Source organism: Pseudomonas sp. BW7P1 (genome assembly GCF_024981055.1).
GTDB lineage: Bacteria > Pseudomonadota > Gammaproteobacteria > Pseudomonadales > Pseudomonadaceae > Aquipseudomonas > Aquipseudomonas bananamidigenes.
Window position 1 is genome coordinate 5706020 of sequence record NZ_CP103374.1, and the last position, 21813, is coordinate 5727832.

General features: G+C 59.2%; 17 protein-coding genes and 1 tRNA gene. 15 read left to right on the forward strand and 3 right to left on the reverse strand.

From position 1 onward, the window contains the following. The first annotated feature begins 24 nt into the window (after nucleotides 1-24). The 7 genes from apaG to NWV16_RS25860 all read left to right on the forward strand — a co-directional run bounded on the left by apaG (nucleotide 25) and on the right by NWV16_RS25860 (nucleotide 8113). A complete protein-coding gene (apaG, locus tag NWV16_RS25830) occupies nucleotides 25-405 on the forward strand; it encodes a Co2+/Mg2+ efflux protein ApaG (RefSeq protein WP_260521240.1) in 381 nt (126 codons plus the stop codon). Further along, nucleotides 405-1286, forward strand: coding sequence for a symmetrical bis(5'-nucleosyl)-tetraphosphatase (locus NWV16_RS25835; protein ID WP_260521241.1), 882 nt, complete (start codon nucleotides 405-407; stop codon nucleotides 1284-1286). Before apaG ends, NWV16_RS25835 begins: the two co-directional genes overlap by 1 nt. A gap of 33 nt (nucleotides 1287-1319) precedes the next feature. Next, complete coding sequence (gene glpE / locus NWV16_RS25840) at nucleotides 1320-1649, forward strand: thiosulfate sulfurtransferase GlpE (RefSeq protein ID WP_260521242.1); 330 nt, start codon at nucleotides 1320-1322, stop codon at nucleotides 1647-1649. A gap of 297 nt (nucleotides 1650-1946) precedes the next feature. After that, nucleotides 1947-3869, forward strand: a complete 1923-nt coding sequence (locus NWV16_RS25845; RefSeq protein WP_065259133.1) for a PrkA family serine protein kinase — start codon at nucleotides 1947-1949, stop codon at nucleotides 3867-3869. A gap of 120 nt (nucleotides 3870-3989) precedes the next feature. Then, nucleotides 3990-5261, forward strand: coding sequence for a YeaH/YhbH family protein (locus NWV16_RS25850; protein ID WP_260521243.1), 1272 nt, complete (start codon nucleotides 3990-3992; stop codon nucleotides 5259-5261). Continuing rightward, nucleotides 5258-6820 (forward strand): SpoVR family protein, encoded by a 1563-nt coding sequence (locus NWV16_RS25855; protein ID WP_260521244.1) that lies wholly within the window; start codon nucleotides 5258-5260, stop codon nucleotides 6818-6820. The genes NWV16_RS25850 and NWV16_RS25855 overlap by 4 nt, the downstream gene beginning before the upstream one ends. A gap of 63 nt (nucleotides 6821-6883) precedes the next feature. Next, complete coding sequence (locus NWV16_RS25860) at nucleotides 6884-8113, forward strand: multifunctional CCA addition/repair protein (RefSeq protein WP_260521245.1); 1230 nt, start codon at nucleotides 6884-6886, stop codon at nucleotides 8111-8113. Between the two features lie 42 nt (nucleotides 8114-8155). On the opposite strand, the gene folK is transcribed toward NWV16_RS25860, so the two are convergent. Both folK and folB read right to left on the reverse strand, forming a co-directional pair. Then, nucleotides 8156-8677 (reverse strand): 2-amino-4-hydroxy-6-hydroxymethyldihydropteridine diphosphokinase, encoded by a 522-nt coding sequence (gene folK / locus NWV16_RS25865; protein ID WP_260521246.1) that lies wholly within the window; start codon nucleotides 8675-8677, stop codon nucleotides 8156-8158. Next, nucleotides 8668-9024 carry a dihydroneopterin aldolase gene (gene folB / locus NWV16_RS25870; RefSeq protein WP_016772885.1) on the reverse strand — a complete coding sequence of 119 codons (357 nt, stop codon included), beginning with the start codon at nucleotides 9022-9024 and terminating at the stop codon, nucleotides 8668-8670. The genes folK and folB overlap by 10 nt, the downstream gene beginning before the upstream one ends. A gap of 74 nt (nucleotides 9025-9098) precedes the next feature. Between folB and plsY the strand changes: the two genes are divergently transcribed. After that, complete coding sequence (gene plsY, locus NWV16_RS25875; RefSeq protein WP_065259128.1) at nucleotides 9099-9668, forward strand: glycerol-3-phosphate 1-O-acyltransferase PlsY; 570 nt, start codon at nucleotides 9099-9101, stop codon at nucleotides 9666-9668. 22 nt (nucleotides 9669-9690) lie between these two features. Here plsY and tsaD read toward each other — a convergent pair whose 3' ends face one another. Beyond that, nucleotides 9691-10716 (reverse strand): tRNA (adenosine(37)-N6)-threonylcarbamoyltransferase complex transferase subunit TsaD, encoded by a 1026-nt coding sequence (gene tsaD, locus NWV16_RS25880; RefSeq protein WP_260521247.1) that lies wholly within the window; start codon nucleotides 10714-10716, stop codon nucleotides 9691-9693. A gap of 199 nt (nucleotides 10717-10915) precedes the next feature. Between tsaD and rpsU the strand changes: the two genes are divergently transcribed. From rpsU to NWV16_RS25915, 7 genes are all read left to right on the forward strand, one after another. Further along, nucleotides 10916-11131 carry a 30S ribosomal protein S21 gene (gene rpsU / locus NWV16_RS25885; RefSeq protein ID WP_002551877.1) on the forward strand — a complete coding sequence of 72 codons (216 nt, stop codon included), beginning with the start codon at nucleotides 10916-10918 and terminating at the stop codon, nucleotides 11129-11131. Between the two features lie 483 nt (nucleotides 11132-11614). After that, nucleotides 11615-13582 (forward strand): DNA primase, encoded by a 1968-nt coding sequence (gene dnaG, locus NWV16_RS25890; RefSeq protein ID WP_260521248.1) that lies wholly within the window; start codon nucleotides 11615-11617, stop codon nucleotides 13580-13582. A 67-nt stretch (nucleotides 13583-13649) separates the two neighbouring features. Beyond that, complete coding sequence (rpoD, locus tag NWV16_RS25895; protein WP_260521249.1) at nucleotides 13650-15497, forward strand: RNA polymerase sigma factor RpoD; 1848 nt, start codon at nucleotides 13650-13652, stop codon at nucleotides 15495-15497. Nucleotides 15498-15622: 125 nt separating this feature from the next. After that, on the forward strand, nucleotides 15623-19369 hold the full coding sequence (locus tag NWV16_RS25900; RefSeq protein ID WP_260521250.1) for a bifunctional diguanylate cyclase/phosphodiesterase: 3747 nt from the start codon (nucleotides 15623-15625) through the stop codon (nucleotides 19367-19369). Between the two features lie 15 nt (nucleotides 19370-19384). After that, a tRNA-Ile gene (locus tag NWV16_RS25905) sits at nucleotides 19385-19461 on the forward strand. Nucleotides 19462-19518: 57 nt separating this feature from the next. After that, nucleotides 19519-19980 (forward strand): Lrp/AsnC family transcriptional regulator, encoded by a 462-nt coding sequence (locus NWV16_RS25910; RefSeq protein ID WP_065259123.1) that lies wholly within the window; start codon nucleotides 19519-19521, stop codon nucleotides 19978-19980. 146 nt (nucleotides 19981-20126) lie between these two features. Continuing rightward, nucleotides 20127-21809, forward strand: coding sequence for a flavin monoamine oxidase family protein (locus tag NWV16_RS25915; protein ID WP_260521251.1), 1683 nt, complete (start codon nucleotides 20127-20129; stop codon nucleotides 21807-21809). Nucleotides 21810-21813 lie beyond the last annotated feature (4 nt).

Below are 21813 nucleotides of genomic sequence, written 5' to 3' on the forward strand. Positions count from 1 at the left end.
CGCCAAGTCCTCAAGGCCTCTTGCATGTCCGATCCCCGTTATCAGGTCGATGTCAGCGTCGTTACTCACTATCTGGCAGACCAATCGCAACCCGAGCATGACCGCTTCGCCTTCGCCTACACCATCACCGTGCAGAACAATGGCGAACAGCCGGCCCGCCTGATGTCCCGACATTGGGTGATCACCGATGGCGACGGGCATGTCGAGGAAGTGCGCGGCGCCGGTGTCGTCGGGCAGCAACCCTTGATCGACGCAGGAAAAAGCCACACTTACAGCAGCGGCACAGTCATGACCACCAAGGTCGGCACGATGCAGGGCAGCTATGCAATGGTCGCCAGCGACGGCAAGCATTTCGACGCGATCATCAAACCCTTCCGCCTCGCCGTTCCGGGAGCGCTGCACTGATGGCGACGTATGCCGTCGGCGACCTGCAGGGCTGTCTCGAACCGCTCAAGTGCCTGCTCGGGCAAGTCGCGTTCGACCCGGCAGTGGACCGGTTGTGGCTGGTAGGCGACCTGGTCAACCGTGGCCCGCAATCGCTGGAAACCCTGCGTTTTCTCTATGGCATGCGCGAGTCACTGGTCTGCGTCCTCGGCAATCACGACCTGCATCTGCTGGCCGCCGCAAACAATATCGAGCGGATGAAAAAGTCCGACACCCTGCGCGAGATTCTCGAAGCACCGGACTGTGCCGAACTGATGGAGTGGCTGCGTCAGCAGAAACTCATGCACTACGACGAGCAACGCGAAGTCGCCATGACTCATGCAGGCATCCCCCCGCAATGGTCACTGCGCAAGGCCCTGAAGTATGCCGCAGAAGTCGAGACCGCCCTGCGCGATGACAATCTGCTCCCGGCCTTCCTCGACGGCATGTACGGCAACGAGCCGACGAAGTGGGACAGCGAACTCAAAGGTGTGGCCCGGCTGCGGATCATCACCAACTACTTCACGCGCATGCGCTTCTGCACCGCCGAAGGCAAGCTCGACCTCAAGAGCAAGGAAGGCCTGGACACGGCGCCGCCGGGCTACAAGCCGTGGTTCCAGCACAAGGAACGCAAGACCCGTGGCCTGCGGATCATTTTCGGCCACTGGGCGGCACTGGAAGGCGATGTCCACGAGCCCGGCATTTCAGCCCTCGACACCGGTTGCGTATGGGGCGGAAGCATGACCCTGATGAACGTCGACAGCTTTGAACGGCTGTCGTGCAAATGCGACGAACACGGCGGCGCCCTGCCTCCCGTCGCCCCACCGACCACCGAAACCTCGCCAGTCAGCGCCCCGCGTTAGACTGCGTTTTCAGCCGAGCCACAGGAACCCGCCATGAGCGAATTCAAACGTATCCCCCCGGAACAGGCCCAGGCCCTGCGCGAGCAAGGTGCCGTGGTGGTCGATATCCGTGACCCGCAGACCTACGCCGCGCTGCACATCGCAGGATCGAAGCATGTGGATAACCACTCCATTGCCGATTTCATCCGCAACGCCGACCTCGACGCCCCGTTGGTGGTGGTCTGCTATCACGGTAACTCCAGCCAGAGCGCAGCGGCTTATCTGATCAGCCAGGGCTTCTCCGACGTGTACAGCATGGACGGCGGCTTCGAGCTTTGGCGTACGACCTTTCCTTCGGAAACCGCGCAAGGCATTTCCGAATAATTTTTTTGTCACGTGCAGGCCCCGGCTCCCGTGGGCTCGCGCGGTGGCAGACGAACGGTCTGCCACAACTAATTACGTATCTCGCCTTTACCTCCCGAATTCCCAACTATCCTTAAGCCCAGGCCATCCAAAACAGGGGAGAGCCGGTACACCGGCGCACGGGTCATCGGGAGTGACTTTCGCGATTGTCGATCGCGAAAGGGTTCTGGGGGGTAAACAACAGCTGTCATCGCAGCTGCTTGCCAGCATCGACTGAGTGATCCGGCGTCGGCTCCACGTATCGAGCGAGGTGACGTCATGAGTATCTTTAGCCACTTCCAACAACGCTTCGAGTCCACACGCCAGGAAGAATTCTCGCTGCAGGAATACCTGGAACTGTGCAAAAAGGATCGCAGCGCCTACGTTTCCGCCGCCGAGCGTCTGTTAATGGCTATCGGCGAACCGGAGCTGCTCGACACCTCGACCAATTCGAGGCTGTCGCGAATCTTCTCCAACAAGGTGATCCGCCGCTATCCGGCCTTTGAAGACTTCCACGGGATGGAAGAATGCATCGACCAGATCGTGTCGTATTTCCGTCATGCCGCCCAGGGCCTCGAGGAGAAGAAACAGATCCTCTACCTGCTCGGTCCCGTCGGCGGCGGTAAATCGTCCCTGGCCGAGAAGCTGAAACAGCTCATGGAAAAAGTGCCCTTCTATGCCATCAAGGGCTCGCCGGTATTCGAATCGCCCCTGGGTCTGTTCAACGCCACCGAAGATGGCGCGATCCTCGAAGAAGACTTCGGCATTCCCCGGCGCTACCTGAACACCATCATGTCGCCATGGGCCACCAAGCGCCTGGCCGAATTCGGCGGTGACATCAGCCAGTTCCGTGTGGTCAAGCTGTACCCGTCGATCCTCAACCAGATCGCCGTGGCCAAGACCGAACCGGGCGACGAGAACAACCAGGACATCTCCGCGCTGGTGGGCAAGGTCGATATCCGCAAGCTGGAAGAGTTCCCGCAGAACGACGCTGACGCCTACAGCTACTCCGGTGCGCTGTGCCGGGCCAACCAGGGCCTGATGGAATTCGTCGAAATGTTCAAGGCACCGATCAAGGTGCTGCACCCGCTGCTGACTGCAACCCAGGAAGGCAACTACAACAGTACCGAAGGTCTCGGCGCGATTCCGTTTACCGGAATCCTGCTGGCCCACTCCAACGAATCGGAGTGGCATACCTTCCGCAACAACAAGAACAACGAAGCGTTCATCGACCGGATCTATATCGTCAAAGTGCCGTACTGCCTGCGGGTCAGCGACGAAGTGAAGATCTACGACAAGCTGTTGTTCAACAGTTCCCTGGCCAAGGCCCATTGCGCGCCGGACACGTTGAAGATGCTGGCGCAGTTCACTGTGCTGTCGCGCCTGAAAGAGCCGGAAAACTCCAACATCTATTCCAAGATGCGGGTTTACGACGGCGAAAACCTCAAGGATACCGATCCAAAGGCCAAATCGATCCAGGAATACCGCGACGCAGCAGGTGTCGACGAGGGCATGAACGGTCTGTCGACCCGGTTCGCATTCAAGATCCTGTCCAAGGTCTTCAACTTCGACCCCCATGAAACCGCCGCCAACCCGGTACACCTGCTCTATGTGCTGGAACAGCAGATCGAACAGGAACAGTTCCCGGCGGAAGTCCGTGAACGCTATCTACGCTATCTGAAGGAGTATCTGGCACCGCGTTATATCGAGTTCATCGGCAAGGAGATCCAGACGGCCTATCTCGAGTCTTACAGCGAATACGGCCAGAACATCTTCGACCGCTACGTACTGTATGCGGACTTCTGGATTCAGGATCAGGAATACCGCGATCCGGAAACCGGCGAGATCCTCAACCGCGTAGCCCTCAACGAGGAACTGGAAAAGATCGAGAAACCGGCCGGTATCAGCAATCCGAAGGATTTCCGCAACGAAATCGTCAACTTCGTATTGCGCGCCCGAGCCAACAACAATGGCAAGAATCCGACCTGGCTCAGCTACGAAAAACTGCGGGTGGTCATCGAGAAGAAAATGTTCTCGAACACCGAGGACCTGCTGCCGGTCATCAGCTTCAATGCCAAGGCCAGCAAAGAGGATCAACAGAAACACAACGACTTCGTTACACGAATGGTCGAGCGCGGCTACACCGACAAACAGGTACGACTGCTGTCCGAGTGGTATCTGCGGGTCCGGAAATCGCAGTAAAGCAGCTGCAAGCTACAGGTTTCGAGCTGCAAGTTAAAAACGCATGAGCCCTGATGCCAGGGCATATGCTTGCACTTGCGGCTCGCAGCTCACTACTTGAAGCTGCCCGGAGGGCCTCTCATGAGCTATGTGATCGACCGACGCCTCAATGGCAAGAACAAGAGCACGGTAAACCGCCAGCGCTTCCTGCGGCGTTACCGTGACCACATCAAGAAGGCTGTCGAAGAGGCGGTCAGCCGGCGTTCCATTACCGACATGGAGCACGGCGAACAAATCAGCATTCCCGGTCGCGACATCGATGAACCGGTGCTTCACCATGGTCGCGGCGGCAAACAGACCGTGGTCCATCCCGGCAACAAGGAATTCACCGCTGGTGAGCACATCGCCCGCCCGCCGGGAGGTGGCGGAGGCCGCGGACCGGGCAAGGCCGGCAACTCCGGCGAGGGCATGGACGAGTTCGTCTTCCAGATCACCCAGGAAGAATTTCTCGAGTTCATGTTCGAGGATCTCGAACTGCCCAACCTCGTCAAACGCAACCTGACCGGCACCGATACCTTCAAAACGGTTCGCGCCGGGATCAGCAACGAGGGCAACCCATCCCGGATCAACATCATCCGTACTCTGCGCTCGGCCCATGCCCGCCGAATCGCACTGTCCGGCAGCAGCCGCGCCAAGCTGCGTGAGGTCAAGGAAGAACTGGAGCGCCTGAAACGCGAAGAACCGGACAACTTCGGCGACATTCAGGACCTTGAGGCGGAAATAGAGAAACTCAGCGCACGTATCCATCGCGTTCCGTTTCTCGACACCTTCGACCTCAAGTACAACCTGCTGATCAAGCAACCGAACCCCAGTTCCAAAGCGGTCATGTTCTGTCTGATGGACGTCTCCGGATCCATGACTCAAGCGACCAAGGACATCGCCAAACGCTTTTTCATCCTGTTGTATCTGTTCCTGAAGCGGAACTACGACAAGATCGATGTGGTGTTCATCCGCCATCACACCAGCGCCCGGGAAGTGGACGAGGAAGAGTTTTTCTATTCAAGGGAAACCGGCGGCACCATCGTCTCCAGCGCCCTGAAACTGATGCAGGAGATCATGGCCGAACGCTACCCGAGCAATGAATGGAACATCTACGCGGCCCAGGCTTCCGACGGCGACAACTGGAACGATGACTCGCCGATCTGCCGCGACATTCTGATCAACCAGATCATGCCGTTCGTGCAGTACTACACTTATGTGGAGATCACACCGCGCGAACATCAGGCCCTGTGGTACGAATACGAACGCATCGCCGAAGCCTTTTCCGACACTTTTGCCCAGCAGCAGCTGGTCTCGGCCGGAGATATCTACCCGGTCTTCCGTGAACTCTTCCAGCGCAGGTTAGTGACATGACCGCCAAAGAGCAGAAGCGCCAACCCATTTCCACCGGCTCTGAATGGACGTTCGAGCTGATCCAGGCCTACGACCGCGAAATCGCCCGGATCGCGGCCGGCTATGCCCTGGATACCTATCCCAACCAGATCGAAGTGATCACCGCCGAGCAGATGATGGACGCCTACGCTTCGGTCGGCATGCCACTGGGCTATCACCACTGGTCCTACGGCAAGCACTTCCTCAGCACCGAGAAGTCCTACAGTCGCGGGCAGATGGGACTGGCCTACGAGATCGTGATCAATTCGGATCCGTGCATCGCCTATCTGATGGAGGAAAACACCATCTGCATGCAGGCACTGGTGGTGGCCCACGCCTGCTACGGTCACAACAGCTTTTTCAAGGGCAATTACCTGTTCCGCACCTGGACCGATGCCAGCTCGATCATCGACTACCTGGTGTTCGCCAAGCAGTACATCATGCAGTGTGAGGAGCGTCACGGCATCGACGCGGTGGAGGACCTGCTGGATTCCTGCCATGCCCTGATGAACTACGGTGTCGACCGCTACAAGCGCCCGTACCCGATTTCCGCCGAGGAGGAGCGGCGCCGGCAGAAGGACCGCGAAGAGCACCTGCAGAAACAGATCAACGACCTGTGGCGCACCATTCCCAAAGGTGCGGACAAGTTCAGCGACAAGGACAATGCCCGTTTTCCGGCCGAGCCGCAGGAGAACATCCTCTACTTCATCGAAAAACACGCGCCGTTGCTGGAGCCGTGGCAACGGGAAATCGTGCGCATCGTGCGCAAGATCGCCCAGTATTTTTATCCACAGCGCCAGACCCAGGTAATGAACGAAGGCTGGGCGACTTTCTGGCACTACACGCTGATGAACGACCTGTACGACGAAGGACTGGTCACCGACGGTTTCATGATGGAATTCCTGGCGTCCCATACCAGCGTGGTGTTCCAGCCAGGTTTCGACAGTCCTTACTACAACGGCATCAACCCCTATGCGCTTGGCTTTGCCATGTACCGCGACATCCGGCGCATGTGCGAAGAACCGACGGAAGAAGACCGTCGCTGGTTCCCGGAAATCGCCGGCAGCGACTGGCTGTCGACCATCAAGTTCGCCATGAGCAGCTTCAAGGATGAGAGTTTCATCCTGCAGTACCTGTCGCCGAAGGTGATTCGCGACCTCAAGCTGTTCAGCATCCTCGATGATGACCAGAGAGACGATCTGCTGGTACCCGCCATCCATGACGAGAGCGGCTATCGGATCATCCGCGAAACGCTCGCGGCACAATACAATCTGGGCAACCGCGAGCCGAACGTGCAGATCTACAGCATCGACCGGCGCGGTGATCGTTCGCTGACCCTGCGTCATCAGCAGCACGATCGCAAACCGTTGGGCGACTCCACCGAGGAGGTCCTCAAGCACCTGCATCGGCTTTGGGGGTTCGATATCCATCTGGAAACCCTGCAGGGCGACCAGATCATGAAAACCCATCATGTCCCCCCCCGCAGCGAACATGGCGAAGGGGATTACGGTCGGCTCGATCTGGCGGTCATTCATCTTTGATCCCGTTCCGACCTCCGAAAGTCCGGCGCAAGGGTTATCCTGTCGGGCCAACGGAGGTTTTTTATGCAGATTTACAAGGTCGGCGGCGCAGTACGTGATCGCCTGCTGGGCAAACCGGTCACCGATATCGATTGGGTGGTGGTCGGTGCCACCACCGAAGAAATGCTCGCCAAGGGTTTTCGCCCGGTAGGCGCAGACTTTCCTGTGTTTCTTCATCCGAAAAGCGGCGAGGAATACGCCCTCGCCCGCACCGAACGCAAGAGCGGTCGCGGTTACGGCGGGTTCACCTTTCACGCCAGCCCCGAGGTCACGCTTGAAGAAGACCTGACTCGCCGCGACCTCACGATCAACGCCATGGCCGAGGACGATCAGCTAAATCTGACGGACCCCTATCACGGTCAGCGTGATCTGGAAGACCGAATCCTGCGCCACGTTTCCCCCGCGTTCACCGAAGATCCGTTGCGAGTCCTGCGTGTCGCCCGCTTTGCGGCTCGCTACGCAGAGCTTGGCTTCAAGGTCGCCCCCGAGACCCTGGACTTGATGCACCAGCTCAGCGACTCCGGCGAGCTGGAAGCCCTGACGCCTGAGCGCAGCTGGAAAGAGATTTCTCGCGCACTCATGGAAAATCAACCTCAGGTATTCATTCAGGTGTTGCGTGACTGTGGCGCACTCAAAGTGCTGATGCCCGAGGTTGACGCCCTGTTCGGCGTGCCCCAGCCGGAAAACCACCACCCGGAAATCGACAGCGGCATTCATACCTTGAGCGTGCTTGAGCAAGCCGCCCTGCACAAACAACCGCTGACAGTGCGCTGGGCCTGCCTGCTGCACGACCTCGGTAAAGGCCTGACCCCGCAGGAAGAATGGCCACGGCACATCGCCCATGAGCACAAAGGTCTGAAACTGATAAAAGCCGTCAACGAGCGCTTCAAGGCACCGAAGGACTGTCAGGAACTGGCTTTGCTGGTCGGGCAGTACCACACCCACGGCCATCGTGCGCTGGAACTGAAGGCTTCGACCTTGCTGGAGCTGCTGCAGAGCTTTGACGTTTATCGCAGACCGCAGCGTTTTGAAGAGTTCATTATGGCCTGCGAGATGGATGCTCGCGGACGCAAGGGACTTGAACAGCGAAGTTATCCACAGGCGGATTATCTGCGAGGCGCAGCCAATGTGGCGCGGGGCGTTGCGGTTCAGCCGTTGCTGGAGAAAGGATTCAAGGGCCCGGAACTGGGCGAAGCACTCAAGCGTGAACGGCTCAAGGCGTTGAAGGCTTACAAGGAATCAGCTTCTTCTTGAGAATTTCTGGCGCCATCGCGAACCCGTCCGCGATGGCGCCAGTCAGCTCAACAAGTCCGAAGGCGTGAGCTGAATACCGCGCCATTCAAATCCGACCGGTGCCAGCACCTGATCGATCTGCGCTTCGGCCCACAGAGTGGCAAAGCTTTTTCCCACACCAGGATGCACCCGATCCGGTGCGATCAGTGACAGCGGCCACAACACAAAAGCATTTTTCAGAATTTCGGCGCGAGGCAGGATCAGTCCGTCGAAATTGCCTGCCAGGTCGCCATACAGCAGGACGTCGATATCCAGCGGCAGCCCCTTGCGATCCGGGGCATAACGACCGTTATCCGCCTCGATGAATTTCAGCCGTCGATCCAGCTCCATCAGCGGCAGATCGGTGCAGGCCGATACCACGAAATTGAAGAACGGGCCGCTCTTGATCCCCACCGGCTGGCTTTCGAACACCGCCGAGCAGCGAATATCCACCAAAAAACCGGCCAGGGCGTCCAGGCCCGCGCGCAAATGAGTTTCGCGCTCGATATTGCTGCCGAGCCCGAGATAGACCTGAGTCAGCGACATCCGCGCTCGATCTCCACACCGACACCACCCTTGGCGGCTGGAACCGCGCCTGGCTTGGTCAGCTTCAGGCGCACCCAGGTGATCTTGAATTCGGCCATCAGCACTTCAACCAGACGCTCAGCGAACGTTTCGACAAGCTGAAACTGCGCCTGCTCGGCAAAAGCCTGGATTCGAGTGGAAACACTGGCGTAGTCGAGCGCCAGCGTCAGATCGTCGCCGGCGGCGGCCGGGCGATTGTCCCAGGCGAAGCTCAGATCAAGTCGCAGGCACTGTCGGATGCCGCGCTCCCAGTCGTAGGCACCGATCACGGTGTCGACTTCCAGGCCCTCGATAAACACTCTGTCCAAGCACTTCTCTCCGCTGCACGACAAGGGCGCATTGCGCCGTTAGAATCAGGGCGTCCTCGCCCGGAATAGTTAGCATGTTTTGGTCACTGGCGATCCTCGCCTACCTGCTCGGCTCGCTGTCCTTCGCCATTTTGCTCAGCCGCCTGACCGGGAATCCGGATCCGCGAATGAGTGGCTCGGGTAATGCCGGTGCCACCAACATGCTGCGCCTGGCCGGTCGCAAACTCGCGATCCTGACCCTGCTGGGTGATCTCTGCAAGGGCCTGCTGCCGGTGCTGATCGCTTCGGCGGCGGGCCTTGCGCTGCAGGATCAGGCATGGATCGGCGTCTGTGCCGTGATCGGTCACCTGTTCCCGCTGTACTTCCGTTTTCGCGGTGGCAAAGGCGTTGCAACCGCGGCCGGCATGCTGCTGGGCCTGTATCCGCCCGCGGCATTGCTGGCCGTATGCGCCTGGCTGTTGACGTTCTACCTGACCCGCACCAGCTCGCTGGCAGCACTGATCGCCACGCCACTGACCCTGCCATTACTGGCCTGGCAGGAACCGGCAGCGCTGTTGCCGATGAGCACGCTCACGCTGCTGATCGTCTGGCGTCACCGGGGCAATCTACGCGACCTGTTTGCCGGGCGCGAACGGCATTTTTAAATACCGTACGCAAGCGTCACTATCACAGCGCCGACAACTGCTCCATTGGCCAGCGGGCCTGTACGCTGATTGCCAGGCTTTCCTGCTGACCGGCCTGCAAGCGCTGACATCCGGCAAAGGCAATCATCGCGCCATTGTCGGTGCAAAATTGCGGGCGGGCGTAGAACACGTCGCCCTTCATGTCACCCAGCATTTTTTCCAGCGAGATACGCAACGCCTTGTTGGCGCTGACACCACCGGCGATGACCAGACGCTTCATGCCGGCCTGCTTCAGTGCGCGCTTGCACTTGATGGTCAAAGTCTCCACCACGGCCTGCTGGAACGCCAGCGCGATGTCGCAACGGGCTTGCTCGCTGTCGTCCCCGGCGCTGACGCATTGCTGCCAGGTATTGAGGGCGAAGGTCTTCAGGCCGCTGAAACTGAAATCCAGCCCCGGGCGATCACACATCGGACGCGGAAAGGTGAAGCGTCCTGCAACGCCCTTCTCCGCCGATCTGGCGATTTCCGGACCACCCGGATAATTGAGGCCCATCATCTTTGCAGTTTTGTCGAAGGCTTCGCCCGCAGCATCATCAAGGGTTTCGCCGAGCAGGCTGTACCGGCCGATGCCATCGACCTGAACAAGCTGCGTATGGCCACCGGACACCAACAAGGCGACGAACGGAAACTCCGGCGGTTTTGACTCCAGCATCGGCGCCAGCAAATGGCCTTCCATATGGTGCACGCCAAGCGCTGGAATACCCCAGGCGAAAGCCAGCGCCTGAGCACAGGATGCGCCTACCAGCAATGCCCCGACGAGACCGGGGCCCGCGGTATAGGCGATGGCATCGATCTCGGTCGGCACGCAGTCGGCCTCGGTCAGCACCTGACGAATCAAGGGCAGCATGCGCTTGACGTGATCGCGCGAAGCCAGCTCCGGCACCACGCCGCCATAGACGCGGTGCAGGTCGATCTGGCTGAACAGGGCGTCGGCCAGCAGACCGCGCTCACTGTCGTACAATGCGACGCCGGTTTCGTCGCAAGAAGTTTCTAATCCCAGTACTAGCATGGGTTTGCGCCTTGTTTAGGCTGAATTCGAAGGCGCGCATAATAGTCGTCACAGAATGCCCCGACCAGCGGTTTTCGATCAGAGGCTTTGCATTCCGAGCGTTGAGGGGTTAACATCCGCAACCCTTAAAAACCGACGTCTTCAAGTGCTCTTTTGCCGCGAGGATGTTGACCCCGGTAATGAATGAAGGTAGCTCTGGATGCCAGCCGTCAAAGTAAAAGAGAACGAACCCTTCGACGTAGCTCTGCGTCGTTTCAAGCGCTCCTGCGAAAAAGCCGGTGTACTGGCTGAAGTTCGTAGCCGCGAATTTTACGAGAAGCCAACTTCCGAGCGTAAGCGCAAGGCAGCAGCCGCTGTCAAGCGTCACGCCAAGAAAGTTCAGCGCGAACAGCGCCGCGCCGTTCGTCTGTACTAATACACAGACGTTCGTAGCAAGCTTCTGCCAAGCCCGGCCTTCCGCCGGGCTTATGGCATTTGCGGAAAACGCTTGATGCTTCACCGTCGAAGCCGCAGACGCGACCGAGACAAATCCGCTTCACCGCGTCAGACCTGGCTCTTTTGCCAGCGGTGCACGTCTTTTCTGACGAGCCTTTCAAGGCTGCTGACGAGCACACCCACTGATTCTTCTTACGACGATCAGCCCAAGGCACCTGCTTGCGTGCCCGTTTCATGAGCTATCCGAGGCCCTAAACCGGCCGCATGCGGATTCAGCGCAACACTTTCAAATGGTCGAAGACTGATAGGTACTAACGTCAGTGGCTTTTCGGCAGATACACTTCCCGACAGCAAATGCGCAGACGACACCGGTCGAACCGCACCTATCGTGCGCTTTCAGGCATGACCCGCGCCCGGTCGCCCTTCGCATAGAACCCTTTACCGCGCAGACGACGAGAACGCCATGGCCGGGCTGATTCCCCAGAGCTTCATTGACGACCTGCTGAACCGCACCGACATCGTCGACGTGGTCAGCTCGCGCGTGCAACTGAAGAAGGCCGGCAAGAACTACACCGCCTGCTGCCCGTTCCACCAAGAGAAAACCCCGTCATTCAGCGTGAGCCCCGACAAGCAGTTCTATTACTGCTTCGGTTGCGGTGCCGGTGGCAACGCGCTCGGCTTTCTCATGGACCACGACAATCTGGACTTCCCCCAGGCCGTCGAGGACCTGGCCAAAGCCGCCGGCATGGAAGTCCCCCGCGAAGAGGGCAGCCGCTCGCACAAGCCACGACAGCCGACCGATTCGCCGCTCTATCCGCTGTTGTCCGCTGCCGCCGATTTTTACCGTCAGGCACTTAAAAGTCATCCGGCACGCAAAGCGGCCGTGGATTACCTCAAGAGCCGCGGCCTGACCGGTGAGATTGCCCGGGACTTCGGCCTCGGCTTCGCCCCACCGGGCTGGGACAATCTGTTCAAGCATCTGAGCAGCGATACCCTGCAGCAGAAAGCCATGATCGACGCCGGCCTGCTGATCGAGAACGCCGAAACCGGCAAGCGCTATGACCGCTTTCGCGATCGAGTGATGTTCCCGATCCGCGATGCTCGAGGACGCGTCATTGCATTCGGCGGCCGGGTTCTCGGCGATGACAAGCCGAAATACCTGAACTCGCCGGAAACCCCGGTTTTTCATAAAGGCCAGGAACTCTACGGTCTGTATGAGGCCCGCAAGAACAACCGTAACCTCGACGAAATCATCGTCGTCGAGGGCTACATGGACGTCATTGCCCTGGCCCAGCAAGGCTTGCGCAACGCCGTTGCGACACTGGGTACAGCCACCAGCGAGGAACACCTCAAGCGTCTTTTCCGCGTCGTACCGAATGTGCTGTTCTGCTTCGACGGCGACCAGGCCGGTCGCAACGCCGCTTGGCGCGCGCTCGAGGCGACGCTGAGCAGCCTGCAGGACGGCCGTCGGGCACGCTTTCTGTTTCTGCCCGAAGGCGAAGACCCGGACACCCTGATCCGCGCCGAAGGCACCGACGCCTTTCTCGCCCGGATCAATCAGCACGCACAACCACTGGCAGACTACTTCTTCCAGCAACTGACCGAAGAAGCCGATCCGCGCTCGCTTGAAGGCAAGGCACACATGGCCACCCTCGCCGCGCCGCTGATCGACAAGGTGCCGGGAGCCAATCTGCGGATCCTGATGCGCCAGCGCCTGACCGAAATCACCGGCCTGAGCAGCGAGACCGTCAGCCAACTGGCCCAGAGCGCACCACAGGAAGCGCCACCCGCCTACGATCCGGGCATCGATTACGACGCCATGCCGGACTACAGCGACTACCATCAGCCGCAGGCACAGGAGATGTACGTGCCGCAGCAGGAATGGACACCCAAGAAACCGGGGGCCGGCGGCAAAAAATGGGACAAGAAACCCTGGGACAAGAACGGCAAGCGTGGCGCAGATCGCGATCAATCGCATGCCCCAAGAGTGCCGGCTCCGGTCGAGCCACCAATCATGGCCGCCCTGCGGACGGTGATCCATCACCCGCAACTGGCCCTGAAAGTCGAGACCGCGAGCCATTTCGCGGACGAAGACAATACCAATACCCAGCTGCTGGTGGCCTCACTGGAAGCCGTACAAAAGAATCCTCAGCTAAACTCTTTTCAGTTGATCTCGCGATGGCATGGTACCGAACAAGGCCGATTGCTGACCCGCCTGGCAGAAAAGGAGTGGTTGATCAACGGAGAAAACCTTGAACAACAGTTTTTCGACACCATAACCAGCTTGTCAGCCCGCCAGCGTGAGCGAAAGCTGGAACAACTTCTCAGGAAATCACGTCAAAGCGATCTGAGCACCGAAGAAAAATATTTGCTGCTCGACCTGCTCAAACGTGATGTTCCTGCATCAAACCCGACCTCAACTGGCGCGTGAGGTCATAGCTCAGGTATAATCCTCGGCTTGTTTTTTGCCCGCCAAGACCTTCAGTGGATAGGGTGTTATGTCCGGAAAAGCGCAACAGCAGTCTCGTATTATTGAGTTGATCAAACTGGGTCGTGAGCAGAAGTATCTGACTTACGCCGAGGTCAACGACCACCTGCCCGAGGATATTTCAGATCCGGAGCAGGTGGAAGACATCATCCGCATGATTAACGACATGGGGATCCCCGTACACGAGAGTGCTCCGGATGCGGACGCCCTTATGTTGGCCGACGCCGATACCGACGAGGCCGCTGCGGAAGAAGCCGCCGCTGCGCTGGCAGCGGTGGAGACCGATATCGGTCGCACCACTGACCCGGTGCGCATGTATATGCGTGAAATGGGTACGGTCGAGCTTCTGACTCGTGAAGGCGAAATCGAAATCGCCAAGCGTATCGAAGAGGGCATCCGTGAAGTGATGAGTGCAATCGCGCACTTTCCCGGCACGGTTGACCATATTCTCTCCGAGTACGATCGGGTCACCAGCGAAGGCGGTCGCCTGTCCGACGTCCTGAGTGGTTACATTGATCCGGACGACGGCACTACGCCACCCGCTGCCGAAGTGCCTCCGCCTATCGATGCGAAAACCGAAAAAGCGGACGACGATTCCGAGGACGATGACGCCGAAGCGTCGGATGACGAAGAAGAAGCCGAAAGCGGTCCGGACCCGGTCATTGCCGCGCAGCGTTTCGGCGCCGTGGCCGAGCAGATGGAAATCACTCGCAAGGCCCTGAAAAAGCACGGTCGTCACAACAAGGCGGCGATTGCCGAGCTGTTGGTTCTGGCTGATCTGTTCATGCCGATCAAGCTGGTACCGAAGCAATTCGAAGCCTTGGTCGAGCGCGTTCGCAGCGCCCTGGATCGTCTGCGCCAGCAAGAGCGTGCGATCATGCAGCTGTGCGTACGTGACGCACGCATGCCGCGTGCCGACTTCCTGCGCCAGTTCCCGGGCAATGAAGTCGATGAAAGCTGGTCCGACGACCTGGCAAAAGGCAAAAGCAAGTACGCCGAGGCCATTGGCCGCGTACAGCCGGACATCATCCGTTGCCAGCAGAAGCTGATCGCGCTGGAAACCGAAACCGGTCTGACCATCGCCGAGATCAAGGACATCAACCGTCGCATGTCGATCGGTGAGGCAAAAGCCCGCCGCGCGAAGAAAGAGATGGTTGAAGCGAACCTGCGTCTGGTGATCTCCATCGCCAAGAAGTACACCAACCGTGGCCTGCAATTCCTCGACCTGATCCAGGAAGGCAACATCGGTCTGATGAAGGCCGTGGACAAGTTCGAATACCGTCGTGGTTACAAATTCTCGACTTACGCCACCTGGTGGATCCGTCAGGCGATCACTCGCTCGATCGCCGACCAGGCTCGCACCATCCGTATTCCGGTGCACATGATCGAGACGATCAACAAGCTCAACCGCATTTCCCGGCAGATGTTGCAGGAAATGGGTCGCGAACCGACCCCGGAAGAGCTGGGTGAGCGCATGGAAATGCCTGAGGACAAGATCCGCAAGGTATTGAAGATCGCCAAAGAGCCGATCTCCATGGAAACCCCGATCGGTGATGACGAAGACTCTCATCTGGGTGACTTCATCGAAGACTCGACCATGCAGTCGCCAATCGATGTCGCCACGGTCGAGAGCCTGAAGGAAGCGACCCGCGAAGTACTGTCCGGCCTCACTGCCCGTGAAGCCAAGGTGCTGCGCATGCGTTTCGGTATCGACATGAACACCGACCATACGCTCGAAGAAGTCGGCAAACAATTTGACGTGACCCGTGAGCGGATCCGTCAGATCGAAGCCAAGGCGCTGCGCAAGCTGCGCCACCCGACGCGAAGCGAACACCTGCGTTCGTTCCTCGACGAGTGATCCCAGAACCCCCGGCCCAGGCCGGGGGTTCTGCTTTCAGGGCAGATTAAATACCTCGCACTGCCTTCCCTTGCGCACAGCCCGTCTACACTCGAAGCATTCCCCCGTGCCATAACGAGACCGTTATGCCCAGACTGGCGTCCGTGCTTTTTTTGCTGTCACTGATGATCTGGACCGCAACGGCTGACGCGCTGACTCTGACCGATGAAGAACGTAGCTGGCTGGCGGCTCACCCGGACTTGCGCCTGGGTGTCGATGCATCGTGGCCACCTTTCGAGTTTCGCGATGACCAGAACCGCTATCAGGGCCTGGCCGCAGACTATATCGATGTGATCCGCCAGCGCCTGGCCATCAAACTTACGCCAATCGAACCCTCGAGCTGGACAGCCGTGCTCGAACAGGCCAAAAACGGCACGATCGATCTGTTGCCCGGCATCATGTCGACCCCGGAGCGCCAGAGTTATCTGGCCTTCACCCGTCCTTACCTGGATTTTCCGATCGTCATCCTCGCCCACGTCGGCGGCCCGCAACCCCGCAAGATCGATGACCTCTACGGGCTGAAGATCGCCGTTGTCGAAAACTATGCACCCCATGAACTGCTGCGCACCCATCATCCCGATCTGAATCTGGTCGCCATGCCCAACGTCAGTTCGGCGCTGCAGGCCCTGGCCACCGACGAAGTGGACGCTGTGGTCGGCGATCTGGCCTCCAGTGTCTGGAGCCTGCGCCAGCTCAAGCTCGATGGTCTGTATGTCAGCGGCGAAACCCCTTATCGCTATCAACTGGCGATGGGGGTGCCTCGGGAAAACAAAATGCTGGTGGGCATTCTGGATAAAGTCCTGGCCGACATGCCCCCGGAGCAAATCAGCAGCATTCAGGAGCATTGGGTAGGCAACGTGCTCGATCATCGGACATTCTGGTCCGATCTTTTGATCTACGGGCTGCCTGGCCTGTTGTTTCTGATCATCGTTCTGGCGATGGTCATCCGTATCAATCGCCGTCTGAGTTCGGAAATCGCCCGTCGCATCGACCTCGAACAGGAACTGCGCAGCAGCGAATACCACTATCGTGGCCTGGTGGAGAGTCTGTCGGCCATTGCCTGGGAAGCGCGGATCAGTGATTTCACCTACAGCTATGTGTCGCCCCATGCCGAGGATCTGCTCGGTTATCCGCTGTCTCACTGGCTGATTCCGGGGTTCTGGCGCAACATCATTCACCCGGCAGACCTCACCCGTGCGCAGAGTTTCTGCGATCACGAGGTGCTTGCCGGACGGGACCACAGCCTGGATTACCGGGTGATCACCGCCGACGGCCGCTGCCTGTGGGTGCGTGACATTGTCAGTCTGATCGAGCACGGTCACGAGCCGGTCATGCGCGGCCTGATGATCGATATCAGCGAAACCAAGCGCACCGAAGAAGCCCTGCGCCTGTCCGAACAGAAATTCGCCTCGGTTTTCCAGCAGTGCCCGGACATTCTGGTGATCGCGCGTCTGTCCGATGGCTGCCTGCTGGAGGTCAACGAAGCATTTGAAGAGCAGATCGGACTCAAGGCGGCAGACGTCATCGGTCAGACCGCCACCGAACTCAATATCTGGGGTATACCCGGCGTTGGCCCCGGCCTGCTGCAACGGCTGCAGGCCGGCAGCATTCGCAATCTGGAGATGCCCTTTCGCCGCAGCAACGGGCAAGTGTTCACCGGATTGATTTCCGCCGAGCCCTTCGAGCTCGACACGACACCTGCACTGGTCGTTGTGGTTCGCGACATCACCCAGCTCAAGGAAACCCAACAGCTGCTGCAAACCTCCGAAGAAAAGTTCGCCAAAGCCTTCCACGCCTCGCCGGACGGCCTGCTGCTCTCGCGTCAGAGCGATGGCCTGTTACTGGAAGTCAATGAAGGTTTCAGCCGTATCACCGGCTTCAACAGTGCCATGTCGGTGGACCGCTCGGCACTGGATCTGGGAATCTGGGTCAACCTCAACGAGCGCAAGCAAATGCTCGATCTGTTGCACCGTGACGGTTTCGTTCGCGACTTCACCTGTCATATTCGCCGCAGCGACGGGCAGATCCGTCTCTGTGAAGTCTCCAGCCGTCCACTGCCGATCGGTGATGACGACTGCATGCTGACCATCGCCCGGGACATCACCGAACGCCACCTGATGCAGGAAAAACTGCAACAGGCCGCAACGGTGTTCGAGAGTACCGCCGAAGGCGTATTGATCACCGATACGCAACAGCACATCAGCGCCGTGAATCGCGCATTCACCGAAATCACCGGCTACAGCGAAAGCGAGGCGCTCGGCCATACGCCGCGCCTGCTCGCCTCCGGGCTGCATGACAGCGCGTTCTACGCGGCGATGTGGCATCAACTGACCGACGAAGGCCACTGGCAAGGCGAGATTTCCAACCGGCGAAAGAATGGCGAGTTGTACCCCAGCTGGCTGACCATCAGCGCCGTGCGCAATCGCGACAGCCTCATCACTCACTTTGTCGCGGTGTTTGCGGATATTTCCAGCCTCAAGCACGCCCAGGCGAAACTCGACTACCAGGCCCACCACGACCCACTGACCGGTCTGCCCAACCGGACGCTGTTCGAAAGCCGCCTGCTGACGGCATTGAACAGTCAGCAGGAAAACGGTGGTCTGGGTGCCGTGCTGTTCCTCGATCTCGACCGTTTCAAGCACATCAACGACAGCCTCGGCCACCCGGTCGGTGATCTGTTGCTCAAGGGCATTGCCGTGCGCCTCAAGGAACAACTTCGCGATATCGATACAGTGGCGCGGCTCGGTGGCGATGAATTCATCATTCTCCTGCCGGGCCTGCAACAGGCCGGCGATGCCGACAATATCGCCTCCAAACTGCTGAACTGCTTTGGCGCACCGTTCCAGGCCGGCGAACACGAGTTTTTCATCAGTGCCAGCATCGGCACCAGCCTCTATCCCCGCGACGGCTGCGATGTTGCCACCCTGATCAAGAACGCCGACGCAGCGATGTACCGCTCCAAGGCCAAGGGCCGCAACCGCGTCGAGAGCTACACCCGCGACCTGACTGCACAGGCCAGCGAACGGGTGGCACTGGAGCATGAGTTGCGCCGTGCCATCGAGCGCGAGGAGTTGTACCTCTACTACCAACCGAAAATCAGTCTCGACGATCACCGTCTGGTCGGTGCCGAAGCCCTGATCCGCTGGCGCCATCCGAACTTCGGCGAAGTTCCGCCGGAGCATTTCATCCCGCTGGCGGAAGAAAACGGCATGATTCTGCAGATCGGCGACTGGGTGCTGGAAACCGCCTGCCGGCAGATGTTCGAGTGGAACCAGATTTACGAATCCCTGGGACCGCTGTCGGTAAACCTCGCCGGCGCACAACTGCGCCAGCCGAATCTGTTGGGGCGCATCGAACAGTTGCTCAAGGACAACCGCCTGAAGCCTGACTTGCTGCAACTGGAAATTACCGAAAACTTCATCATGAGCCAGGCCGAAGAGGCGCTGGCGGTGCTGCATCAACTCAAACACCTCGGCGTACAACTGGCCATCGACGACTTCGGCACCGGCTATTCCTCGCTGAGCTACCTCAAACGCCTGCCGCTGGACATCCTCAAGATCGACCAGTCCTTCGTCCGCGGCCTGCCCGACGACCCGCACGACGCCGCGATTGTGCGCGCCATCATCGCCCTGGGCCGCAGCATGCAATTCACCGTGATCGCCGAAGGCGTGGAAACCCAGGCCCAGCAGCAATTCCTCGCCGCCGAAGGCTGTGAACAGATCCAGGGCTACATCGTCAGTCTGCCGTTGCCGCCAGAGGAATTCGCCGCAACGTTTCTTCGCATAGCCGTATCCGATTTTTCGGATAGCACAGCCGAGAAACCGTCGCTATAATCCGCGACCTACTGAGGGCCTATAGCTCAGTTGGTTAGAGCAGAGGACTCATAATCCTTTGGTCCACGGTTCGAGTCCGTGTGGGCCCACCAAACATGAAAAAAGCCGCACCTGTGTGCGGCTTTTTCGTATCTGCGTGGAGAAGTCTCTTGCCCGACATCCGCCCACCCGTGCTCGATGAAATCGACCGCCAGTTGATCGCCGCCCTGCAAATCAACGCTCGCGAGAGCGTGGCAATGCTGGCCAGGCAATTGGGGATCGCCCGCACGACCGTGACTTCGCGACTGGCGCGGCTGGAAAAGGCCAAAGTCATCACCGGCTATGGCGTACGTCTGGGCCAGCGCGTGGTGGATGGCGGGTTGCAGGCGTATGTCGGAATCAAGGTACAACCGCGCTCGGGCAAAGAAGTATTGCGACGGTTGAGCGCGATGGCTCAGGTTCAGCAATTGTGTGCCGTGAGTGGCGAATTTGATTACGTGGCGTGGCTGCGAACCGACTCGCCGGAACAGTTGGATCAATTGCTGGATCAGATCGGCAGCGTAGACGGTGTGGACAAGACCACGACCTCGATCATCCTCAGCAGCAAAATCGATCGCGGGCATCCAGTCTGACCAACTGATTCGTCAAATTGAAGCGCTAACGTTCAAAACGACGACATTTTGCGTCTTATTAACGTGTTCTACGCTCCCTAGAATGGCTGGCATCTTTTCCTATACTCGGACGCGCCTCCAGCGTCGGGTCGCCAGCAAGGTCAGCCATGAACAAGAACAATCGCCATCCTGCAGACGGTAAGAAACCGATCACCATTTTCGGCCCGGACTTTCCGTTCGCCTTCGACGACTGGATCGAACATCCAGCCGGCCTGGGCAGTATCCCCGAGCACAACCACGGTGCCGAAGTCGCTATCGTCGGTGCCGGCATCGCCGGTCTGGTGGCGGCTTACGAGTTGATGAAACTCGGTTTGAAGCCGGTCGTTTATGAGGCTTCGAAGCTCGGAGGCCGCTTGCGCTCGCAGGCCTTCAACGGCACCGACGGCATCGTCGCCGAGCTTGGCGGCATGCGTTTCCCGGTGTCTTCCACCGCGTTTTATCACTATGTCGACAAACTCGGTCTGGAAACCAGGCCCTTCCCCAACCCGCTGACCCCGGCTTCCGGCAGCACCGTGATCGACCTCGAAGGCAAAACCCATTACGCACGGAGCCTGAAGGATCTTCCCGCACTGTTCCAGGAAGTGGCTGACGCCTGGGCCGACGCACTCGAGGCGGGCTCGCAGTTCGCCGATATCCAACAAGCCATCCGCGACCGCGATGTGCCACGACTCAAGGAACTGTGGAACACCCTGGTGCCGCTATGGGACGACCGCACCTTCTACGACTTCGTCGCCACGTCGAAAGCCTTCGCCAAACTGTCGTTCCATCATCGCGAAGTGTTCGGTCAGGTCGGTTTCGGGACCGGCGGTTGGGACTCGGACTTCCCCAACTCGATGCTGGAAATCTTCCGCGTGGTGATGACCAACTGCGACGATCACCAGCACCTGGTGGTCGGCGGTGTGGAGCAAGTGCCGCAGGGCATCTGGCGTCATGCGCCGGAACGCTGCGTTCACTGGCCGCAAGGCACCAGTCTGAAATCCTTGCACCACGGTGCTCCGCGCTCCGGGGTGAAGAAAATCGCCCACGCGCCTGGCGGACGTTTCGCAGTCACCGACAACAATGGTGACACCCGCGAATACGCCGCCGTACTGACCACCTGCCAGAGCTGGCTGCTGACCACCCAGATCGAATGCGACGAAACCCTGTTCTCGCAGAAGATGTGGATGGCGCTGGATCGCACGCGCTACATGCAATCGTCGAAGACTTTCGTGATGGTCGACCGTCCGTTCTGGAAGGACAAGGATCCGGAAACCGGTCGCGATCTGATGAGCATGACCCTCACCGATCGCCTGACCCGCGGCACCTACCTGTTCGACAACGGCGACGACAAGCCGGGCGTGATCTGCCTGTCGTATTCGTGGATGAGCGATGCTCTGAAAATGCTCCCGCACCCGGTGGAAAAACGCGTGAAACTGGCGCTGGATGCGTTGAAGAAGATCTACCCGAAAGTCGACATCGCCGCGCGAATCATCGGCGATCCGATTACCGTATCCTGGGAAGCGGATCCGCATTTCCTCGGTGCATTCAAAGGTGCCCTGCCCGGCCATTACCGCTACAACCAGCGCATGTACGCACACTTCATGCAGGACGACATGCCGCCGGAGCAGCGCGGGATTTTCATCGCCGGCGACGACGTGTCGTGGACGCCGGCCTGGGTCGAAGGCGCGGTACAGACCTCGCTCAACGCGGTATGGGGAATCATGAAGCACTTCGGCGGGTCCACTCATAAAGAGAACCCCGGCCCGGGTGATGTGTTCAACGACATCGGCCCGATCGTCCTGCCTGAATAAGAGG

Bases quoted from the DNA above. Each gene is read 5' to 3' on its own strand.
- apaG (WP_260521240.1), top strand. From the start codon at position 25: ATGTCCGATCCCCGTTATCAGGTCGATGTCAGCGTCGTTACTCACTAT.
- NWV16_RS25835 (WP_260521241.1), top strand. From the start codon at position 405: ATGGCGACGTATGCCGTCGGCGACCTGCAGGGCTGTCTCGAACCGCTC.
- glpE (WP_260521242.1), top strand. From the start codon at position 1,320: ATGAGCGAATTCAAACGTATCCCCCCGGAACAGGCCCAGGCCCTGCGC.
- NWV16_RS25845 (WP_065259133.1), top strand. From the start codon at position 1,947: ATGAGTATCTTTAGCCACTTCCAACAACGCTTCGAGTCCACACGCCAG.
- NWV16_RS25850 (WP_260521243.1), top strand. From the start codon at position 3,990: ATGAGCTATGTGATCGACCGACGCCTCAATGGCAAGAACAAGAGCACG.
- NWV16_RS25855 (WP_260521244.1), top strand. From the start codon at position 5,258: ATGACCGCCAAAGAGCAGAAGCGCCAACCCATTTCCACCGGCTCTGAA.
- NWV16_RS25860 (WP_260521245.1), top strand. From the start codon at position 6,884: ATGCAGATTTACAAGGTCGGCGGCGCAGTACGTGATCGCCTGCTGGGC.
- folK (WP_260521246.1), bottom strand. From the start codon at position 8,677: ATGTCGCTGACTCAGGTCTATCTCGGGCTCGGCAGCAATATCGAGCGC.
- plsY (WP_065259128.1), top strand. From the start codon at position 9,099: ATGTTTTGGTCACTGGCGATCCTCGCCTACCTGCTCGGCTCGCTGTCC.
- tsaD (WP_260521247.1), bottom strand. From the start codon at position 10,716: ATGCTAGTACTGGGATTAGAAACTTCTTGCGACGAAACCGGCGTCGCA.
- rpsU (WP_002551877.1), top strand. From the start codon at position 10,916: ATGCCAGCCGTCAAAGTAAAAGAGAACGAACCCTTCGACGTAGCTCTG.
- dnaG (WP_260521248.1), top strand. From the start codon at position 11,615: ATGGCCGGGCTGATTCCCCAGAGCTTCATTGACGACCTGCTGAACCGC.
- rpoD (WP_260521249.1), top strand. From the start codon at position 13,650: ATGTCCGGAAAAGCGCAACAGCAGTCTCGTATTATTGAGTTGATCAAA.
- NWV16_RS25900 (WP_260521250.1), top strand. From the start codon at position 15,623: ATGCCCAGACTGGCGTCCGTGCTTTTTTTGCTGTCACTGATGATCTGG.
- NWV16_RS25915 (WP_260521251.1), top strand. From the start codon at position 20,127: ATGAACAAGAACAATCGCCATCCTGCAGACGGTAAGAAACCGATCACC.